Origin of the sequence: Mesorhizobium sp. C432A (assembly GCF_030323145.1) — a bacterium.
In the GTDB taxonomy this organism is placed as follows: Bacteria; Pseudomonadota; Alphaproteobacteria; order Rhizobiales; family Rhizobiaceae; genus Mesorhizobium.
Map to the genome: position 1 here is coordinate 3,560,001 of NZ_CP100470.1, position 17,632 is coordinate 3,577,632.

The window sequence follows — 17,632 nt, forward strand, 5'->3', positions numbered from 1 at the left end:
CCAAATGCTCGAACCCTGGTGCGATAGAAGCGTGATTTCGAGGTGGAGTAAATTGCGTTTCGTGCTCCGCAGCGGCGCGGGGAGGAATGTTTTTTCAGCGAAGTCGATGGTTCAGTCCGCGGCCGTGCCCCTAAGCAGCACATTCAGCCCGATCGCCATCACCTTGGCCGACTCCACCATATCAGAGATACCGACCCATTCGTCGGGCCGGTGGGCGAGGTCCAAAATGCCCGGGCCATAGGCGATGCAATCATAGATGTGGCCGATGCGGGCGATGTGCTTCTGGTCGTAAGTGCCTGGTGAAATGACATAATCCGGCTCACGGTCGAAGATCGCCATGATGCCTTGCGCCACCGCCTTGACCACCGGCGCGTCGCGCTCGGTCATCAGCGGCAGCACCTCCATCAGGTCGCGAATCTCGTAGTCGAACTTTTTGCGCTCGCGCTTCAGCCGGTCGAGGATATCGGTCACCTCGCTCTTGACCGTGGCAAGGTCCTCCTCGAGCAGGAAGCGGCGGTCGATGGTCAGCCGGCAGGCGTCGGGCACGTTGGGTGAGGGCAGGCCGGGGCGGAAATCCTCGGTCTGGCCGCCATGGATCGAGTTGATGTTCATGGTCGAGCGCTTTGCGCCTTGGGGCACGACAGGCATGCGCGTCACCTTGCGGTCGAGCGCCGGAAACAGTTCATCCTCGAAGGCCTGCAGCACGGCGCCCATGTGGCGCACCGCATTGTCGCCGAGGAACGGCATCGAGCCATGCGCGATCTCGCCCTTGGTCTCGATCTCCGCCCACCAGACGCCGCGATGGCCAAGACAGATGCGGTCCTTGTTCAGCGGCTCCGGGATGATGACGTGGTCGACCTTGGGTTTCGAGAAATAGCCAAGCTTCGCCAGATGGGCGACGCCGCCGAAGCCGCCGGACTCCTCATCGACCGTGCCCGAAATTTCGATGGCGCCGGGAAAGTCGGGGAATACCTCCATGAAGGCTTCCGCCGCGATGATCGAGGCGGCCATGCCCCCTTTCATGTCGCAGGCGCCGCGGCCGTAGACCTTGCCGTCCTTCACCACCCCGGCAAAGGGATCGACGCTCCAGCCTTCGCCGGCTTCGACCACATCGATGTGCGAGTTGAAATGGACACAGGCTCCAGGCGAGCGGCCGTCGAAGCGGGCGACGACATTGACGCGGGGATAGCGGTCGGTGTCGCCGGGCGTGCCTTCGGCGCGGATGAATTCGGTTTCGAAGCCAAGCCTGCCTAGGCGCGCACCGATATATTCGGCGCAGGGGCGATAGGCTTCGCCAGGCGGGTTGATGGTCGGGAAGCGGATCAGGTCGGCGGTCAGTGCGACCAGGTCATCAACACGGGCGTCTATCGCTTTGAAGAGTCGTTTGTTCATTCCCGGATTTGAGCAGGCAAGGGGGTGGTTTTGCAAGCATCGCGCCACTGGCGCCGAAACTTCGTGTCGCAGCGGCAACTATGGCGGAAAATCGTTCAAATTCGCTGCTTTAGATTGGCGAATTTATCAAGGAGTGTGTGTTAGATCACTCACCTGTCGTTAAAAAGATGAAAAACCGCGTGATGACAGGGCAGGCAAGGGGCATCAAAGGGGTTTGATCTCATGACTAAAATCGTTCTCATGGCAGCTGCTTTTGCGGCGATGCTGTTCGGCACGTCCATCGAAAGCAGGGCTGCCTCGCTGGTGGCCAGCATCGACGTCTCGTCGCAGACCATGACCGTCAGCCAATACGGCCAGGTGCTTTATCGCTGGAGCGTGTCGACCGCCCGCAGTGGCTATTTCACGCCGCGCGGCACCTATCGGCCGCAACGCACGGCGCGGATGTGGTATTCGAAGAAATACCACATGTCGCCAATGCCTTACTCGGTGTTCTTCCATGGCGGCTACGCCATCCACGGCACCGGCGCGGTCAGGCAGCTAGGGCGTCCGGCATCGCATGGCTGCGTGCGGCTGCACACCGCCAATGCCGCGATGTTCTATGCGATGGTGCGCGAAGTCGGCTTCGGCAATACGCGGATCGTTGTGACGAACTGAGGCTTTCGACGACTTAAGATTGACGCTGCCCCTGGCCGGTGGCGTTGGCCTGTCCGCGCCGGCGGCGACGCCGGCCTGAGATTTCCCACCTTTTGTGGAACCACATCCACTGTCCCGGATCTTCGCGCACCCAGCGCTCGACCACGTCGGCGAGCAGTTGGGTGGTGGCCGCGACATCGACGCTGCCGCTTTCATTGCGCGGCAAGGTCAGCTTGTCCTCGATCTCGAGGCGGAAGCGGTTGCCTGGCAGCCGCACACATCGCGCCGGATAGACGTCGCAATCATAGTGACGGGCGAGCATGCCCAGAACCGGATTGCTCTGGCATGGGCGATTAAAGAAGATCGTCTCCAGTCCGCTGGAGAATTTCTGGTCGACCAAAACGCCGATATTGCCGCCTTTCTCCAGAATCGACGCCAACGCGAAGGAGGCGCCGGTCGAAGACGGCAGCAAGGCGCCCATGCTCGAACGCCGCGTCGAATGGATATAATCGGCGAGGTAAGGATTGTTCGGCGGACGAAACAGCGCCGTGATCTTCATGCCGAACGTCGCGGCAGCCACCGGCAGCAATTCAAAATTGCCGAGATGGCCGGTGAACAGGATATGCGGTTTGTCCTCGCCAGCTATCTGATGGAAATGGTCGGCGCCACCGACTTCGACGCGGCCGGGCGTCGCTGCGTTCGGATCATAGTCGAAGAGGGCGTCAAGAAAGATGTATTCGGCGGCGAGCCGGGCCATGTTGCCCCACATGTCGGAGGCGATGGCCTCGATCTCGACATCGCTCTTTTCGGGATAGGCAAGGCGCAGATTGTTGATGGCGACACGGTGGCGCCCGACCCACGGACCGATGCGCCGTGCCGCCCGGTCGGCGAAATTGAGCGCCCTGTCCGCGGGCAAGAGGCGCAGCAGCGAGATGATCGTCATCGCCACGCGCGCCACCAGCCAGTGCTCCATCTGGCGCAGTCTTCGGCCATAGCGGAACATGAAGTCCCGGCGGGCTTTCTTGAACACCTTGCCGACCATAGTCCTAAGAAACGCGCAGGATGATCTTGCCGAACACGTCGCGGCCTTCCATGCGCTTCAACGCGGCGTCGATGCCGTCGAAGCCGACTTCGGTGTCGATGACAGGTGCGACCTGTCCCGCCGCCATCTTCTGCATGGCGTTGGCCATGTTCTCCATGCGGCAGCCGAAGGACCCAAGCAGCTTCAGCTGCTGCTGGAACAGCTGCATCAGATTGATCTGCGTCGACACGCCGGAGGTCGAGCCGCAGGTGACCAGGCGGCCGCCGCGCTTGAGGCACAGCATCGAGGCGGCAAAGGTGTCGGCGCCGACATGTTCGAAGACGACGTCGACGCCCTTCTTCCTGGTGAGCTTGCGCACGACGCCTTCGAAACGATCGTCGCGGTAGTTGATGACATGGTCGGCGCCGAGCGCCTTGGCCTTGTCGATCTTGTCGTTGGAACCGACCGTGGTGATGATGGTGCAACCCATGCGCTTGGCCAGCTGGATCGCCGCCGAGCCGATGCCGGAGCCGCCGGCATGGATGAGGATGGTTTCGCCGGGCTGCAGCTTGGCATTGTCGAACAGCATGTGCTCGACGGTGCCGAAGGTGACGGGGGCGACAGCCGCGCCGACATCGGTCACGCCGGGAGGAGCAGGGACCAGCAGGCGCGCCGGCAGGTTGATCTTCTCCTGCGCAAAGCCGTCGAGATGGAAGCCGTGGACGCCCGAGACATGTTCGCAGAGATTGTCACGGCCTTCGCGGCAGGCGCGGCAAAGGCCGCAGGTGCGCGCGCCGTAGATCGACACCAATTGTCCGGGCAGCAGGCTGGAGACGCCGGGGCCGACAGCTTCGACCTCGCCGGAGGCTTCGGCGCCGACGACCAGCGGCAGCTTACGCTTGGCGAAGGCCATGCCACGCCAGCCCCAGACGTCGATATGGTTCAGCGCCACCGCCTTGATGCGCAGCGTGACTTCGCCCAATGTGGGGGGCGGCGGGGGCGGCAGGTCCACCGTTTCAAGACGGCGGTCCTCGATAAGTTGCAGTGCGCGCATGGAGCCTGTCAGTTCAGTCTGGCTGAAAAAGGTCGCTTAGACCGGTTCCCGCGCCATGACAAGGCAAGTGTTCTGGCCGCCGAAGCCGAACGAGTTCGAGAGCACGGTGCCGACTTCGGCATTGCGCTTCTTGTTGGGCACCACGTCGAGCACGATTGCCGGGTCGGGATTGTCGTAGTTGATGGTCGGCGGAATGACGCTTTCGCGCATGGTCATCAGCGAAAACGCCGCTTCGACAGCACCCGCCGCCGACAGCGTGTGGCCGATCATCGACTTGTTGGACGAGACCGGCATCGAGCCGATGCGATCGCCGAACACGGTCGACAGCGACAGATGCTCCATCTTGTCGTTTTCCGGCGTCGAGGTGCCGTGAGCGTTGACGTAGTCGATCTCGTCCTTGCTCAGGCCGGCATCCGCAAGGGCGGCGCGGACTGCTGCGATCGCCGGGGAACCGTCGGGCTTGGAACGGGTGCGATGGAAATCGTCGGCCTTTTCACCGCAGCCGCGCAGGATGCCGAGAACGCTGGCGCCCCGGGCAAGGGCTGCCTCAAGCGATTCCAGCACCAGAGCGCCGGAGCCTTCGGCCAGCACAAAGCCGTCGCGGTCCTTGGAGAAGGGTTTTGACGCCTTTTCAGGGATGTCATTGTGGGTCGACAGCGCCGAGAGCAACGAAAAGCGGATCAGCGCCTCGGCGGTTGCCGAACCGTCGGCGCCGATGGACAGCGCCCGGTCGCATTCGCCGCGGCGGATCGCTTCGACGCCGAGCTGGATGGCGGTGGCGCCCGAAGCGCAGGCCGTCGACAGTGTGATCGGCAGGCCGCGCGTGCCAAAGCGGTCGGCCAGCCGGTCGGCGATCGCGCCGAACTGCGTGCTTGCGAACGTATCTGTTTCCTTCAGCCCGCGCGCCACCCTGAGCAGCCTTTCGGCGCCGGCGCCTTTGCCGTCGGAATTGTAGAGCGCGAAGCGGTCGTGCCAGTCGAGTTCGACCGGCGGCGAGGCGAGGAAGAGCGGGCCGCCAAAATCAGAGGAATCGAGGCCGGATTCGGCCACCGCCTCATTCGCGGCGGTTTCGGCCAGTTCGTAGGTCAGCAGGCTGGCGCCTTTCGAGCTTGAGTCGAGGAAATCGACCATGCCGGAGATGCGGGTGTTGAGGTGGTCGACGGGAAAGCGGGTGATCGGGTGGATGCCCGATTTGCCGGAGGTCAGTGCCGCCCAGTTATCGGCCTTGCCGATGCCGAGCGAGGTTACCACGCCGATGCCGGTGACGGCGACGATCGGCCTGCCCATGTGATCTCTGAGATTGGCCATCCGGAACCTCTTAACTTTGCAGCACGATCGCGCAGCGCTGCTTCAAGCAGCGTTGACCAGCGCCATGCCCTCGAATTGGTGATAGCCGATCGCCGTTGCGAGCACGGTTTCGGGAATGCCTTCGAACGGCTTCTCGGCCGCGGCGTCGAATACGGGGTAGGCGGCCTTGCGGTCGACGGCCAGGGCGGCGAGGGCGACCGCGAATGGAAACTGCGCTTCCTTCATATGCCCGGTCAGCGTGGCGAAGCCGCGCGCCGATATCGCCGGATTGGCATCCAGCGCTGACTTTTCGGCTGACGTTGCGGTATGCGCCCCGGATGCGCCCGACAGGGCCAGCAACTTGCCGTTCGGGAGAGTTGCCTGTTTGAGCAGTGTCGCGATCTCGGCGTCAAGCTCGCCGCGCGAACGCCGGGCGCGGCCTGAGACGACCGGTCCGAGCTCGGCATAGATTTTGCGGCCGCGGCTTTGCGCGTGTTCGCGCTGCTCCAGCACCAGGAACGCGCCGCCGGAGCCGGAGACGAGGCCGCCGCCCTCGGCGCCCTGTCTCTGCCAGACCGGCTTCCATGGGCCGCGATGCAGATAGCCGGCCAATTCATAGCCGAGCAGCATGTCGGAATGTTCGGTCTGGAAGGCGCCACCTACCAGTATGTGGGTCGACTGTCCGGAGCGGATGCGCGCGGCGGCGGTCTCGACGGCGGCGACGCCGGCACCTTCCTCGCCCATGAAGGTCCTCGACGATCCCGTCACCTTGTGGACGATGGAGATGTTGCCGGCGAGCAGATTGGAGAGCTGGGCCAGGAAAAGCGTCGGCCGCAATTCGGTGGTCAGTTTCTCGTTGAGCAGCACGTCGCGGTCGTTGCGGCTCTCGGACGCTGCGAGGATGGCGGCATCGACCGCCTCGTCTCGCTCGCCGCCGCCGGCAGCGACAACCATGTCCATGGTCGTGCAGAGCTCGTCATTGCCCTTGATGCCGGCGTCGTCCAGCGCCATGCCGGCCGCATAGGTGCCGAGCCGCTGCCATGTTTCCATCTGCCGCTGGTCGCCTCGCTTGGCGATCTGCAGGTTCCAGTCGATCTCCGGCAGTGGATGCACGGTGTAGGGCGCAAAACGCGCGGATTCGAGCACCGGCTGCAGGCCGGGCTGCGCCAGCTTCTGCCAGTGGGTATCCGGACCCTCTCCCAGCGAGGAGACAAGGCCGATACCGGTGATGACGACGTCGCGAGGGCTGCTCATGAGCGGCTTTGTGGGTCAGGCGGCGCAGCCCGTCAAGGCCGCGCGCCAGCCGATATCAGGCGGTCTTGGCGGCGACCAGCGCGTCGATCTTGGCGCACAGGTTCTTCATGACGAAGTAATCGTCGGTCGAAGCCTTGCCGTCATTGACTTCCTGGGTCCACTTTTCCAGCGGCACCTTGATGCCGAATTCCTTGTCGATGGCAAAGACGATATCGAGGAAATCGAGACTGTCGATGCCGAGATCGTCGATCGTGTGGCTCTCGGGAGTGATGGTGTCGATATCGATCTCGCTGGTGTCGGCAATGATCTTGGCGACTTTGTCGAACGTGGTGGACAAGGGCTCTTCCTTCGGTTGCGGGCGGAATCTGTCCGCATCTGGTTTGGGCGCTGTCTAATCGGTTTTTCCCGGCAGGAAAAGGCCTGATGCGCGGGGCGCAGATGGTATGGCCTTCCCATAAAGACAAGAAGGGCTGCCCGACAAGCCGGCGGCCCTTCCAGTTGACGTTACGTCAGATCAGTTTTTAGGGAGCTTGACCACTGGCTTTCTCAGAACGTGACGCGGCCGAGCACGCGCAAGCCATCGCCCTGCGGCTCGACCACCACCGCTTCGCCCTCGCGCGGCGAGACGCCGGTCAGCGCGACGATGTTTTCGAGATGCGTGACCATGACCAGATTGTCGGAACCGGTGTAGGCGCGGATTTCCTTCATCACCGCGTCGAGCTGCGCGGCCTTCTCGGTCGGATCGCTCCTCAGGAGGTCGAGCGGCGCAAAAAGCTCCGGCTCCGCTTCGAAGGCGATGCGGGCAGTGTCGAGGCAGCGGCAATATCGGCTGGACAGCACCCGCTCGATGGGGGCGGCGCGGGCGCCGAACAGCGCGCCGATCTTGCTCGCCTGCTGCTTGCCGCGCGCCGATAGATTGACTTGGGTGGCACAGTTGTCGATGACGAAATTGGCGGGGTCGGTGGTGCCGGTGACCAGCGCGTGGCGAAGCAGCACGACATGGCCGCCGTCACGCAGCAGCGCCCAGCCGGCGTCGGTCGCGTGGGCGACGGCGGGAACAGCAAGCAGGAACAGCGACAGCACAAATCGAATCATCGAAACCTTTTCCGGGAGCCTGATGCCGCTCCGGTCATTCTGATATAGGGATCGGAAAGCCGGCACAAAGACAAGCGAAAGGCGAACCCTCGGTTCGCTTCACATTTTCGCCATTTGCTTCTTCGCCAGCTCGATCTTCTGATCGGTGAGCGGGATAGGGATCGTGTAGCCGGCTTCGGTGAAGCCCTGCTTGGCGTTCTCGAAGAATTCGATCGCCTTGAGATATTCCGGCTTGCCCGCGCCATAGCTGGCGCGGTTCCAGTGGACGTCGCCGATATTGTTCTGCTCGAAGGCCCACTGCAGCGGCTGACTTTCGCGCGTAAACACCTTCAGCGCCGCCGTGAACGCCGCTTCGGCGTCGTTGAGATATTTGTCGGTCCGCTGGAGATTGCCGAGATTGAGCAGGCTCATACCGATGCCATTTTGAGCGTTGGCCCAGTCGACCGGCGCGGCCTCGATGGTGAGTATTTCGAGCGCTGCCCGCCGCGCCGCAATCGAATCCTGCAGCGTCTTGGCATCGCCATTGCTCATGCTCAACCAGTGCAGCGTCGAGCCCAGGCCGGCCTGGGCCATTGCCCATTGCCGCGGGTTCGTCTCGCGCTTGTACTCGCGCAACGCATTGCCGTAGGCGTCGACCGCCTCGCTGTAATGCTCGGGCTTGTCGGTGACGCCGCCGAGAAGCTGCAGCGTGTTGCCGAGATTGTAGTAGCTCATCGCCCAGTCCTGCGGGAACTTCCGCCTGACATAGACCTGCCGTGCCGCCTGGAAGGCTGCCGCCGACTGTTCCAGCTTGGCCGCATCACGGGTGCGCTGACCAAGGGTCTGATAGATCGATCCAAGATTGTTCTGGGCTGACGCCCAGTCCATCGGGAAGCGCTTGCGGGTAAACACCGTCAGAGCGTCGTTGTAGGCAGCTGCAGCTTCTTCCAGCGTAGCCGTGCCCATATCGAAGCGGGCGATACCGCTCAGCGCATTGCCCAGGTTGAGGCGGCTGGTCGCCCAGGACACCGGGAAGGTTTCGCGGGTTCGCACTTCCAGCGCGGCGCGGAAAGCGTTGGCCGCCTCATTGATCTTGGCCTTATCGTTGAGCTGGATGCCAAGGGTGACCAGCGTGTTGCCGAGATTGTTCTCGATCATCGCCCATTCTACCGGCGTTTTTTCGCGCGTGTATTCCTCAAGCGCCAGCCGGTAGGCGGCTTCGGCCTGCTTAAGATGCTCGCCGGTGGGTTCGCGTTCGGAGAGCGCATAGAGGGCGAGGCCAAGATTGTTCTGCGAAGAGGCCCAGTCCAAAGGCAGCTTGTCGCGCGGGCGCCTCTCCAGCGTGGCGCGCATTGCCGCCACCGCATCGTTCAGGCGCTTGGGGTCGCTTTCGCGTTCCCCGATCTTCAGCAGCACATTGGCCAGGTTGTTCTGCGCAGCGGCCCAGTTGCGATCATCTTTCTCGCGCTCGAAAACGGCAAGCGAACCGCGGAAGATCTGCGCTGCCTCTTCCAGATGCGCGGTCTCGGTTTCGCGTTCGCCGATGGTTTGCAGCACGACCGCCATGTTGTTGCGAGTGATTGCCCAATCGCGGTTCTGTTCGCCATTGGGAATGAAGTTCAAGATGACATGATAGGCCTCGATGGACTGTTGTAGTGCATCGAGGTCGCCGGTGGCGTAGCCATAAGCGTTCAGCGCCTCGGCCTCCTGGTTCTTGTAGTTCCAGCGCAGCTTTTCGTCCCACTTCTCGACCAGCGAAAACGCCTTGGCGTAGTCGGTGGCGGCGGATTTGTAGTCGAAGACCAGCGCGGCGGCGTCGGCGCGTTTGGCATAGATGGCGGCGTCGGCGATGCGCTTTTGCCGGAGCAGGTCCTCGGCCTCATCCACCGCACCGCTGTTTTCCTCGATCCGGCCGACCGCGTCGTCGAGGAATTTGCGCGCCGTCACCATGGCGCCCTGGCCTATGGCCTTGTCGGCGGATGCGACCAGGCGACTGATCTCGGGATCGTCGGTGCGTAATGCGGCGCGCTCGGCCATCATCTTCTTCAGACGCTCGGCCTGGCTGTCCAGCACCTTCTGCAGGTCGTTGGGATCCTCAGGGATCTTTTCCGTGCCGAGCGCCTTGAGCACGCCGTAGAGCGCGTCAAGGGGCACGCCGTCCTGGAGAGAAGCCAACTCCACCTGAGCCCGTTTGGGATCGGGCAGGTCGGAAATGGTCAGCAGCAATTGCCGCCTCTCGCCGGTGATCAGCCCGTCGTCGCCGGTCGGTTCGGGCGGCGCGACGCCGAAATAGAGCAGGCGACGCAGGCTCTCGCTGACCCAGGGGCGCTGCTTTGCCTTGGTGTCGAGATAGACCTCCTCGGTTACCATGCGCATGACCGAGCCGAACTCGGTGCCTTTCATCGCGGTGAGGTGGCGCAGCAGGGCGGCGGCGTAGGGGCTGTTTTCGCCGGCGACGCCATCGAGCGCCGGTCGGCCCGGCTCGGCGGCGAAGCCGACCACGGTTCCCAGGCTGGCATCATCCACTGAGGCATCGGCGAGGGCTTTTGCGCCGCGCACCGGTTCCAGCCCGCCGGCGCCGACGGGCTCGGCGGAAGCCGTCGGCCCGCGTCGCACGACCGCGTCCGGCGGAAACGGGTTGGTGCGGCAGGCGTCAAGCAGCACGATCGTCACCGGCATGGTCTTTTTCAGCTCGTCCATGACGGCTGAAATCGGCACCAGCGCCTCACCAGCATTTTTCAACGACGAGACGTCGGCGTCGACCGGCACCAGATAGTTCTCGCCGCCGGCCTCGATGCCGTGGCCGGAATAATAGATGAAGGCTACGTCGGCGCCTTCGGCGTCCTCGACAAACCGATCGAGATCGCGCTTCAGCTTGGCGGCATCGCGATCGGTGACGTTGCGGGCGTCGAAGCCGAGGTCGGTCAGCATCTTGGCCATGTCGCGGGCGTCGTTGGCCGGGTTGGCAAGGGCTGCGATGTGTTCGTATTTCGACTGGCCGATGATCAGCGCCACGCCCTTGAGACTTTTGGTCTCGGCGGCCTGGGCCTCAGATACGCCAAGGCAAAGCAGTATAACGACGAAACCCGCCAGCCACCCCTGTCTGACCAGCCACCCCTGTCTGACCAGCCACTCCCGTCTGAAATGACGCTGTTTCGGCGTCGCGACCATTCTTTGTGTCCGCCCTAATGATCCCAAGCCTGTATAGCGCTGTCACCCGACCATGATCAAATTCAGGCGCCGGCCGGATCGAGGATCGATTTCTGAAGATCAGGGCGATTGCACTGCAATCCGGGCTCGCCTATCCCTGAAAAATGTCGCCGCTCACGGAAACCGTTCTTTTCGTCTTCAGCCTTGTCGCGCTCGGCTATCTCGCCGGGCTCACCGGCTATCTAAAGCCGGCGAGCGGCGAGGGTATCGCCGAGTTCGCCATCAACGTGGCGATGCCGCTGCTGCTGTTTCGGACGATGGTGAATTCCGATTTCCATGGTGTGGCGCCCTGGTCGCTGTGGGGCGCTTACTTCACGGCGGTTGCGATGACATGGACCGCCGGCCATCTGGTGACGACACGGATCTTCGGGCGGGACGCGCGCACCGGCATCGTCGGTGGAGTGTCGTCGTCCTTCTCGAATGTGGTGTTGCTGGGCATTCCCTTCGTTCTCGGCGTATTTGGGTCCAGCGGATTCGAAGTGCTGTCGCTGCTCGTCTCGGTGCATCTTCCGACCATGATGATGGCTTCGATCATCATGTTCGAGATATTTGGCCGCGGTAGCAGCGAGCCCGTACACCCGCTGCGCATCATCCAGAGCTTTCTGAGAAGACTGTTCACCAATCCGTTGATCATCGGCATCCTGGCCGGGCTGGCATGGCGCCTTACCGGCGCGCCGCTGCCGAATCTTGCCACGCGGCTGGTCGATGCGCTGGCTAACACCGCCGGGCCGGTGGCGCTGTTCGCCATGGGGCTCAGCCTGCGCCGTTTCGGCATTTCCGGTAACATCCGACCGGCGCTGGCACTGTCGACGCTGAAACTGTTCCTGATGCCGGCGCTCGTGCTCGGCCTGGTCTGGCTGCTTGGGCTGCCGCCCTTGACGGCCAAGGTGGCGGTCGTGGTGGCGGCGCTGCCGTCCGGCATCAATTCCTATCTCATCGCCGTGCAGTTCAACACCGGCCAGGCGCTGGCGTCGAACCAGATGACCATCGCCACGGCAAGCGCGGTTGTTACAACCGCCTTTTGGCTGACGGTGGTGGTTCATGTCTTTGGGTAGGCTTGGTCTTTTGTAAGGCTGGTCTTTTGTAAGGCTGGTCTTTGGCAAGGCTGGGGCCCAAACTAATTTACATGTGAATTTTCTCTGGCGTTTGGCTGGCCCAAAGCCTATATGCCATCTTGCAATTGCTTGCCGAGCTTGCCCTAGGTAAAGAGCAGTGGCTCAGCGTGTCGGGCATCCAGGCCATTGCGCGCGCTCATCGAAGACATCCACAGACCGGCCCGTCAGTGCGCCGAACGGAGGCTAGACCATGCTGCAGAAAACCAGCCATTTCATGCGCCAGGCCAATCTCATCAATGGCGAATGGGTGCAGGCCGACAGCGGCCAGACGGTCGACGTCAACAACCCGGCCACCGGTCTCAAGATCGGCACCGTGCCGAAGTCGGGCAAGGCGGAAACCCGCCGCGCCATCGAAGCCGCAAGCGAAGCCTTCAAGACCTGGCGCAAGACGACCGCGCTGGAGCGCTCGAAGCTTCTGCGCAAGCTGCATGACGCGATGATGGACAATCAGGATGTGCTGGCCGAACTGCTCACCATCGAGCAGGGCAAGTCGCTCGCCGAATCCAAGGGCGAGATCGGTTCGGCTGCCGCCTACATCATGTGGTTTGCCGAGGAAGGCCGCCGCACCTATGGGGATGTCGTGCCATCACCATGGGGCGATCGCCGCATCCTGGTGACCAAGGAGCCGGTCGGCGTCATTGCCGCCATCACGCCGTGGAATTTCCCCTCCTCGATGCTTGCCCGCAAGCTCGGTCCCGCGCTTGCCGCCGGCTGCACCGCCGTGGTCAAGCCGGCCTCGCAGACGCCGTATTCCGGCCTTGCATGGGGCGCGCTGGCCGAGGAAGTCGGCTTCCCCAAGGGCGTCATCAACATCCTGACGGGCGCCGCCGGCGAAATCGGCGACGAGATCTGCGCCAATCCGCTGGTGTCGAAGATCACCTTCACCGGCTCGACCGAGATCGGCAAGCTGCTGATCCAGAAGTCGTCCGTCACCGTCAAGAAGGTCTCGATGGAACTCGGCGGCAATGCGCCGTTCCTGGTCTTCGACGATGCCGACCTCGATCGCGCCGTCGCCGGCGCCATCACCGCCAAATACCGCAATTCCGGCCAGACCTGCGTGTGCACCAACCGCTTCCTGGTGCAGGCCGGCATCTACGACAAGTTTGTCGAGAAGCTGGCCACCGCGAGCAATGCGCTGAAAGTTGGCTCGGGCCTGGAAGAGGGCGTGCAGCAGGGACCGCTGATCGACGTGAAGGCGGTCGAGAAGGTCGAGGAATTCATCGCCGACGCCACGTCGAAGGGTGGCAAGGTCGTTGCCGGCGGCAAGCGCCACGCGCTTGGCGGCTCATTCTTCCAGCCGACTGTCATCGCCGATGCGAAGCCTGACATGCGCTTCATGAAGGAAGAGATTTTTGGCCCGATCGCCCCGGTGTTCAAGTTCGAGACCGAAGAGGAAGCCATTGCGCTTGCCAACGACACCGAGTTCGGCCTGGCCGCCTATTTCTACACCGGCGATCTCGGCCGCGCCTTCCGGGTCATGGAAGGCCTGAAATACGGCATGGTCGGCGTCAATGAAGGCCTGATCACCACGCCGGAAGCGCCGTTCGGCGGCGTCAAGGAATCGGGCCTCGGCAAGGAAGGCGGACACCAGGGCATCGAGGATTACCTCGACACCAAATATGTCTGCATCGGGGGTCTCGGCCTCTAAATCATTGACGGGGGCAGGCCGCGCGCCTGCCCTTGCCAGACGACATTCAGCCGGACTGGAGCGGTTCAGCGTTTCACGGAAACGCCGAACCGCTCCAGTTCTTTGTTTTTTGCAATTCCGGACGGAAAACCGTTTCACACTTTTCCTGGAATTGCTCTAAGTCGATAGATCGACGAATTAGCATTTGGACATAGCGATGAAGGACGGCGAAGTCTTCGGCACGACGCAGGCAGGCGAACCCGTTCGCCGTTTCACCATCCGGGGCGGCGGCGTCAGCGCCAACATCATCGGGCTCGGCGCAATCATCCAGGATCTGCGGCTCGCCGGGCACGACGCGCCGCTGGTGCTGGGCTACGATCGCTTCGAGCCTTACGAGACTGACCGGGCCTTCTTCGGCGCGGTCGTCGGCCGTTACGCCAACCGCATCCGCGACGGCCGCTTCACCATTGCCGGCCAGCGCTACCAGACCGAGCGCAATTTCCTCGGCAAGCACACGCTGCATGGCGGCTCGGAGGGCTTCTTCCACCGGCCGTGGACGGTTTCGCTGCACGGCCGGGATTTTGTCACCCTGACCCTGCACGATCCCGAGGGCACGATGGGCTTTCCCGGCGCGCTCGACGTCACCTGCACCTACCGGCTGAAGATTCCCGGCACGCTCTCGATGGAACTGACCGCCACTTGCGAGGAGCCGACGCTGTGCAATCTGGCGCAGCATTCCTATTTCAATCTCGACGATGGCGGCGCCGGTGACATTCTCGACCACCGGCTGATGCTGAATGCCGGCGCCTATACGCCGGTCGATGGCGAGATGATCCCGACCGGCGTGGTCAAACCGGTCGACGGCACGCCCTTCGACTTCCGCCAGGCGCGGCCGCTGCGCATGGAAACGGAAGGCGAGCAGCTTCCCTACGACGTCAATTTCTGCCTGGCGTCAGCCCGGGGCCCGCTTCACCAGGTGGCGTGGGCGCAAGGCGCCAATTCCGGCGTCGAGATGGAGGTCTGGACCACAGAGCCCGGCCTGCAGCTCTACACCGGCCAGTATGTCGCGCCAACCTCAGGCGGCCTGGACGGACGGCGCTACAAGGCGTTTTCCGGCTTTTGCCTGGAAGCGCAGACCTGGCCCGACGCGCCGAACCGGCCTTATTTCCCACAGGCCACGCTGTGGCCGGGCCAGATCTATCATCAGGTGACGGAATATCGTTTCAGGCTTCCCTAAGGTCTTAGCCCTCGAAAGCGGTTCTTAGAACCTCGAACGGCGCCAGCGCGCCGCGCACCTGCACGACAGCGGCGGCGACGCGATGCGCGCGCTGCACGGCATCCGCCGGGGCATGGCCGGCCAGCCGGGCGGCGAGATAGCCGCCATTGAAGGAATCTCCGGCGCCGGTGGTGTCGACCGGGGTGGCGACATGCTGGGCCGGAACCGGCTGCAGGGCTCCGCCAGTGGCGATCAGCGCGGGTTCCTCGCCATTCTTGACGACGACTTCGCCGACCAGTTTTCCGAACCGCTCGGCGGTCGCTTGCGGTGCCGAGTCGCCAAACAGCATCTGCTCGTCGGGAAAGGTCGGCAGCGCGATGTCGGCGACGGCAAGCGCGTCGAGGATCGCGGCTTGCGCCTCCTCGCGGCTCTGCCACAGGCGCGGCCGGTAGTTGGGGTCGAAAGCGACGAGCGAACCGGCAGCCCGCGCCTTGGCCACTTCTGCCAGCAACGTCTTGCGCGCGGCGGCATCCAGAATTGCCAAGGTGATTCCGGAAAAATACACAAGCGCCTGGTTTTCAAGGCTTTTTGCCAAGGCGGCTGGATCCGAGGCAAGCCGCCTGGCCGCCGCGTCGCTGCGCCAATAGGTGAAGGCGCGTTCGGCGCCGGTCAAGGTGATGGCGTAGAGGCCGGGCCGCGCGCCTGGGATGACCGGGCTGGCGCCGATGCCGATGCCGTTTTCGGCGAAGAACGAAATCTGGCCCTGCGAGAAGGGATCGTCGCCGAAGGCGGAGACATAGGTCGCCGGCCGCTCGCCGCTCAGCGCATGCAGCGCCCACAACGTGTTGAACGTGTCGCCGGCAAAGCCCATGCGCCAGTTCGGCCCGGCCTGGCCGGACAGCTCGAGCATGCATTCACCGATCGAAGCGACGCCGTCTGCTGCCATGTATCTGTCTCCGGACCAGTTCGCTGCTGTAGCTTTTTGCGGCCGGCAGCGCCATGCTTGGCGGCGGCGGTTTTTTGCGCCAGAAGCGTTTTCCCACAGAAGCGGCGGGACGCGAATTGCTTCGCGAGACGTTATGCCCAGAAGAGGAACCGGTTTGGCATCGATATGGCGTTATCTTCTTGCGGGCGTTGGTCTGGCCGCCTTGCTGGCTGGCATATTGGCGATCGTCTATCTGACCGCGCCGCAGTCGGCGCCGAGCCCCGATGTTTCGCGCTCGAAGAAGACGGCGAACGGCTTGTTTGTCGCCAGCATTCAGCCGGAACGCGGCGTTATCCGGCAAGGCGAACTGCAATCCTGGTTGCTGACCCTGAAGACGGTCAACGGCGATTCCGTGGAAGGTGCGGCGATCTCGGTGTCCGGCGGCATGCCGCAGCACAATCACGGCTTGCCGACCAGTCCGCAGGCGACCGACTATCTTGGCGAGGGGCGCTACCGGATCGAGGGGCTCAAATTCACCATGAGCGGCGTGTGGCAGTTGCGCTTCGCCATTTCGGCGGCGGCCGGTTCCGACACGGTCGTCTTCAACGTGGTGCTGTGAGCGAATGAGCCGCCTGTTGCGCCTTCTGGCATTGGCGGCGGTCGTGCTCGTTGCCGGCTGCGGCAAACCGGATTTTTCCGATGCCGAGAAGAAGACCATCGCCTCGCTGGCGCTGAACACCTTGCCGGCGCTCAAACCCGACACCACCAACCGCTTCGCCGACGTGCCAGCCGCCGCCGCCCTGGGCTCCACTCTGTTCTTCGACCAGGGCATGAGCCGTGACGGGAACGTATCCTGCTCGACCTGCCACAAGATCGACCGGCAATTCCAGGATGACCTGCCGCAATCCGTCGGCGTTGGCCGAACCAACAGGCGCTCGATGCCGCTGGCCGGCATTGCCCGCAATCCGTGGTTCTTCTGGGATGGACGGCGCGACAGCCTGTGGGCGCAGGCGCTGACGCCGCTGGAAAACCCGCTTGAGCAGGCGGGGAACCGCGCGGCCTTCGCGCATTACATCCAGAAGCGGTTCGGCGAGCGCTATGAGCGCATCTTCGGGCCACTGCCGGATCTTTCCGCCGTGCCGGCCAACGCCAGCCCGCTCGGCAGTGAGGCCGAGCAGGCGGCGTGGAAGGCAATGACCGCGGCCCAAATGGACGACGTCAACCGCGTCTTTTCCAACATCGGCAAGGCGATCGCCGCCTTCGAACGGTCGATCGAACCGGCACAGACGCGCTTTGACCGCTTTGCCATCGATCTTGTGTCAGGCGCCAAGCCGAAAGCCGACGATGCCTTTTCGCAGGAGGAGATGCTCGGGCTGAAACTGTTCATCGGCAAGGCCAATTGCGTCACCTGCCATAACGGCCCGCGCTTCACCGACAACGCTTTCCACAACACCGGCGTGCGGCCGGTCAGGGATTTGCCATTGGATCGCGGCCGTTTCGATGCGGTGGCCCAGGTTCAGGCCGACCCATTCAACTGCTTCGGCGCCTTCCGCGATGGCGACGCCGGCGCCTGCGGAGAACTGCGCTTCATCGTCAAGGCAGCACCCGAACTGATGCGTGCCTACAAGACGCCGTCGCTGCGGGGCGCGGCGACACGGCCGCCCTATATGCATGCCGGACAGTTCTCCACGCTGGAGGAGGTGGTGGCGCACTACGCGAAGGCGGAGGCGGCCGTTGAAGGCACCTCCGAAGTGCACCCGTTGCAACTGTCGGACCGCGAACGCGCGGCGCTGGTGGCGTTTTTGAAGACGCTGTCGGAGTGAG

Annotated in this window: 15 protein-coding genes; 6 read left to right on the plus strand and 9 right to left on the minus strand. The window is 63.4% G+C overall.

Going from position 1 to position 17,632, the window contains the following annotated elements; genetic code table 11:
• Window positions 1-111: 111 nt before the first annotated feature.
• Window positions 112-1,392, minus strand: a complete 1,281-nt coding sequence (locus tag NLY33_RS17175; protein ID WP_023706064.1) for an acetylornithine deacetylase/succinyl-diaminopimelate desuccinylase family protein — start codon at window positions 1,390-1,392, stop codon at window positions 112-114.
• Window positions 1,393-1,614: 222 nt separating this feature from the next.
• Here NLY33_RS17175 and NLY33_RS17180 point away from each other — a divergent pair, with 222 nt between their 5' ends.
• Window positions 1,615-2,046, plus strand: coding sequence for a L,D-transpeptidase (locus NLY33_RS17180; protein WP_023681747.1), 432 nt, complete (start codon window positions 1,615-1,617; stop codon window positions 2,044-2,046).
• Window positions 2,047-2,059: 13 nt separating this feature from the next.
• Here the strand turns inward: NLY33_RS17180 and NLY33_RS17185 are convergent, their stop codons facing one another.
• The 7 genes from NLY33_RS17185 to NLY33_RS17215 form a co-directional block, all read right to left on the minus strand.
• Window positions 2,060-3,067, minus strand: coding sequence for a lipid A biosynthesis lauroyl acyltransferase (locus NLY33_RS17185; RefSeq protein ID WP_031196351.1), 1,008 nt, complete (start codon window positions 3,065-3,067; stop codon window positions 2,060-2,062).
• Window positions 3,068-3,071: 4 nt separating this feature from the next.
• Window positions 3,072-4,100 carry a zinc-binding dehydrogenase gene (locus tag NLY33_RS17190; protein ID WP_023706062.1) on the minus strand — a complete coding sequence of 343 codons (1,029 nt, stop codon included), beginning with the start codon at window positions 4,098-4,100 and terminating at the stop codon, window positions 3,072-3,074.
• Window positions 4,101-4,136: 36 nt separating this feature from the next.
• On the minus strand, window positions 4,137-5,408 hold the full coding sequence (locus tag NLY33_RS17195; RefSeq protein WP_023706061.1) for a beta-ketoacyl-ACP synthase: 1,272 nt from the start codon (window positions 5,406-5,408) through the stop codon (window positions 4,137-4,139).
• A 42-nt stretch (window positions 5,409-5,450) separates the two neighbouring features.
• Complete coding sequence (locus NLY33_RS17200) at window positions 5,451-6,641, minus strand: beta-ketoacyl-ACP synthase (RefSeq protein ID WP_023706060.1); 1,191 nt, start codon at window positions 6,639-6,641, stop codon at window positions 5,451-5,453.
• Between the two features lie 55 nt (window positions 6,642-6,696).
• Window positions 6,697-6,978, minus strand: a complete 282-nt coding sequence (locus NLY33_RS17205; protein ID WP_010909964.1) for an acyl carrier protein — start codon at window positions 6,976-6,978, stop codon at window positions 6,697-6,699.
• Between the two features lie 209 nt (window positions 6,979-7,187).
• Window positions 7,188-7,736: a histidine phosphatase family protein gene (locus tag NLY33_RS17210; RefSeq protein ID WP_023670442.1), complete on the minus strand. Its 549-nt coding sequence runs from the start codon at window positions 7,734-7,736 to the stop codon at window positions 7,188-7,190.
• 99 nt (window positions 7,737-7,835) lie between these two features.
• Entirely contained in the window at window positions 7,836-10,886 is a 3,051-nt protein-coding gene (locus NLY33_RS17215; protein ID WP_023706059.1) for a caspase family protein, read from the minus strand.
• Between the two features lie 143 nt (window positions 10,887-11,029).
• On the opposite strand from NLY33_RS17215, the gene NLY33_RS17220 reads away from it, so the two are divergent.
• From NLY33_RS17220 to NLY33_RS17230, 3 genes are all read left to right on the plus strand, one after another.
• A complete protein-coding gene (locus NLY33_RS17220; protein ID WP_023709673.1) occupies window positions 11,030-11,980 on the plus strand; it encodes an AEC family transporter in 951 nt (316 codons plus the stop codon).
• A gap of 250 nt (window positions 11,981-12,230) precedes the next feature.
• Window positions 12,231-13,688 carry an NAD-dependent succinate-semialdehyde dehydrogenase gene (locus NLY33_RS17225; protein WP_023707861.1) on the plus strand — a complete coding sequence of 486 codons (1,458 nt, stop codon included), beginning with the start codon at window positions 12,231-12,233 and terminating at the stop codon, window positions 13,686-13,688.
• Between the two features lie 190 nt (window positions 13,689-13,878).
• Window positions 13,879-14,904: an aldose epimerase family protein gene (locus tag NLY33_RS17230; protein ID WP_023681740.1), complete on the plus strand. Its 1,026-nt coding sequence runs from the start codon at window positions 13,879-13,881 to the stop codon at window positions 14,902-14,904.
• A 4-nt stretch (window positions 14,905-14,908) separates the two neighbouring features.
• On the opposite strand, the gene NLY33_RS17235 is transcribed toward NLY33_RS17230, so the two are convergent.
• Window positions 14,909-15,829, minus strand: a complete 921-nt coding sequence (locus NLY33_RS17235) for a sugar kinase (RefSeq protein WP_023707862.1) — start codon at window positions 15,827-15,829, stop codon at window positions 14,909-14,911.
• Window positions 15,830-15,983: 154 nt separating this feature from the next.
• On the opposite strand from NLY33_RS17235, the gene NLY33_RS17240 reads away from it, so the two are divergent.
• Complete coding sequence (locus NLY33_RS17240) at window positions 15,984-16,427, plus strand: FixH family protein (protein ID WP_023670448.1); 444 nt, start codon at window positions 15,984-15,986, stop codon at window positions 16,425-16,427.
• A gap of 4 nt (window positions 16,428-16,431) precedes the next feature.
• Window positions 16,432-17,631 carry a cytochrome-c peroxidase gene (locus NLY33_RS17245; RefSeq protein WP_023706057.1) on the plus strand — a complete coding sequence of 400 codons (1,200 nt, stop codon included), beginning with the start codon at window positions 16,432-16,434 and terminating at the stop codon, window positions 17,629-17,631.
• The last annotated feature ends 1 nt before the right edge of the window (window position 17,632 follow it).